A 2,576-nucleotide genomic window follows, 5' to 3' on the forward strand; every position below is an offset into this window, starting at 1 on the left:
GTCCGCACGGACACCGGCGTCCTCACCCGCGCCCTCGCGCACACCCCCGACCGCGCCGCCCTCCTCGCCGTCGTCGCCCGCGACACCGTCGAGCTGCTCACCGACCCCGTCGCCTGCGCGAGCCTGCGCCAGTGCGCCGGCGACAACTGCCCCCTCGTGTACGTCGACACGTCCCGGGGCCGGCGCCGCCGCTGGTGCTCCAGCGAGATCTGCGGCAACCGCGAACGCGTGGCCCGCCATCGCCGCCGCGCGGCTGTTTCACGCGCGTAGACCGCGCACCTTCCGCCCCATTTACCGCCCTTTGGCGATGGATTGCCCATCTCCCCTGTGGCGCCTAGCAGTTGGGCAACCAGCCCGCTCGCGTAAAGAAGCAGCAGTGCTGTTTTTCACATCGCGAGATCCACATCTTCACAATTCCCGCCCTCCTGCGCAGGTTTTGCAGCCGGTTTGGGCGCGCTTGTCCCTCAGGAGCCTCACCAACCCCACGTTGAATCGAGAAAGTTGTGGCTCAACTCTGAACACACAACTGGTTACCTACGTATCCCGATGTGAGCGACCGACTGGGGGAACCCCCGGACACCGGAGGTAGCCGTGCGCAAGGATTCCGCTGTGGCCGATGACCGCCCGCACAGGGCACGACATCGCGCATCACAGCCCTCAGAGCCAGACGAGGAGCTGATGCGCGCGCTGTACCGCGAGCATGCTGGACCCTTGCTCGCGTACGTGCTGCGTCTGGTCGCGGGCGACCGCCAACGCGCCGAGGACGTTGTGCAGGAAACTCTCATCAGGGCCTGGAAGAACGCCGGTCAGCTCAATCGAGCGACCGGATCGGTACGCCCCTGGCTGGTGACGGTCGCACGCCGCATCGTCATCGACGGCCACCGCAGCCGGCAGGCCCGGCCGCAGGAGGTCGACCCGTCGCCGCTGGAGGTCATCCCCGCGGAGGACGAGATCGACAAGGCGTTGTGGCTGATGACACTGTCGGACGCGCTGGACGACCTGACCCCTGCCCACAGGGAAGTCCTGGTCGAGACCTATTTCAAAGGGCGTACGGTCAATGAGGCGGCCGAGACGCTTGGCATCCCCAGTGGAACCGTCCGCTCCCGGGTGTTCTACGCCCTGCGGTCGATGAAGCTGGCTCTGGAGGAGCGCGGGGTGACGGCATGAGCAACATCTACGGGGGGTATGGACCGGGAATGCCCGGGTCTGTGCAAGGAGCCCAAGGTTCCGGCGACAACATCCACGAAACCGTCGGCGCGTACGCCCTCGGGATACTGGACGACGCCGAGGCCACACAATTCGAGGCCCATCTCGCCACGTGCGAATGGTGCGGTCAGCAGCTCGACGAGCTGGCCGGCATGGAACCGATGCTGGCCGCCCTCGCCGATCTGCCCGCGGCCCAGGGGACACCGGCGATCGGTGAGTCCCTGGCGGCGAAACCGAGCACGAAGCTCTCGGACCGGCTGGTCGGCGAGGTCGTCCAGCACCGGGCCAAGAAGAGCCGACGCAACTTCTTCATGCTGGCGGCCGGTATCGCCGCGATCATCGCGGGTCCCACCGCGGTGTTCGCGACGGCCGGCGGGGGCGACGACGGCAAGTCGGCCACACCGCTGGCCGCCAACCCGGCCAAGGACGCCTTCATAAAGATCAAGTCCGCGGACAAGATCTCGTCCACGGACGCGTCCAGCCAGGTCAGCGCGACGGTCGCCACCCAGGAGAAGGCGTGGGGCACCCACGCGGTCCTGGAGCTGAAGAACGTCAAGGGTCCGGAGAAGTGCTCGCTGATCGCCGTCGGCAAGAACGGCGAGCGTGAGACGGTCACTTCCTGGTCCGTCCCGACCTGGGGTTACGGCATCAAGGACGCCAAGACGGAGCAGGCCAAGAACCCGCTCTACGTCGAGGGTGGCGCCGCCTTCACCCCGGACGAGATCGACCACTTCGAGGTCCTGACCTTCTCCGGCAAGAAGCTGGTCCAGGTCGAGGCGTAACCGACCGGTGCCCCGCGTCCCCCTGATCTTTCGGGGGCGCGGGGCACCGGCTGTTCCCCCCGAGGGCTACCGTCGCGTACGGTGGACGGCTGCCCAGCACGTCAGAAGGGGGCCCGGGTGGCCGCTCAGGTTCAGCAGGAAACGCTCGACTCCGCTCACGACTCCGTCCGTGAGCGGGAGATCGGCGTCGAACAGGAACATCTGGACCGGGTGTACCGGCGTCTCGAGGAGAAGATCCACGAGGCGGAGTTCCTGATGAACGACGCCGCGAAGCGCGGTCAGGTCGGCACACCCGGCGCGCTCGCCGAGCGGGACGCCCAGGTCTTCCGCGCGGGCGTCCATCTGAACCGGTTGAACAACGAGTTCGAGGACTTCCTCTTCGGCCGTATCGACCTTCTCCTGGGCAGGGACGGCAAGAAGGGCCCGGACGGCGCGTACACCGCCGTCGAGCCCGCCGAGGGCGCGGTCCGCCCCGACAACACCGCCGACATCGCCGAGACCCTGCACATCGGCCGCATCGGTGTCCTCGACGCCGAGTACGCGCCGCTGGTCATCGACTGGCGGGCCCCCGCCGCCGCCCCCTTCTAC

The 2,576-nt window shown here is 67.9% G+C and carries 3 protein-coding genes and 1 pseudogene; all 4 read left to right on the plus strand.

Annotated elements, in window-relative coordinates:
• A partial coding sequence (locus tag AOK23_RS10380) for a CGNR zinc finger domain-containing protein (RefSeq protein WP_169800287.1) occupies window positions 1–270 on the plus strand: 270 nt, incomplete at its 5' end.
• A 321-nt stretch (window positions 271–591) separates the two neighbouring features.
• Window positions 592–1,167, plus strand: a complete 576-nt coding sequence (locus tag AOK23_RS10385) for a sigma-70 family RNA polymerase sigma factor (protein ID WP_079049401.1) — start codon at window positions 592–594, stop codon at window positions 1,165–1,167.
• On the plus strand, window positions 1,164–1,988 hold the full coding sequence (locus AOK23_RS10390) for a zf-HC2 domain-containing protein (protein WP_420823697.1): 825 nt from the start codon (window positions 1,164–1,166) through the stop codon (window positions 1,986–1,988). Before AOK23_RS10385 ends, AOK23_RS10390 begins: the two co-directional genes overlap by 4 nt.
• A 117-nt stretch (window positions 1,989–2,105) precedes the next feature.
• A pseudogene (locus AOK23_RS10395) lies at window positions 2,106–2,576 on the plus strand (helicase); the annotation flags it as partial.

Origin of the sequence: Streptomyces torulosus, assembly GCF_001419765.1 — a bacterium.
Lineage (GTDB): Bacteria > Actinomycetota > Actinomycetes > Streptomycetales > Streptomycetaceae > Streptomyces > Streptomyces torulosus.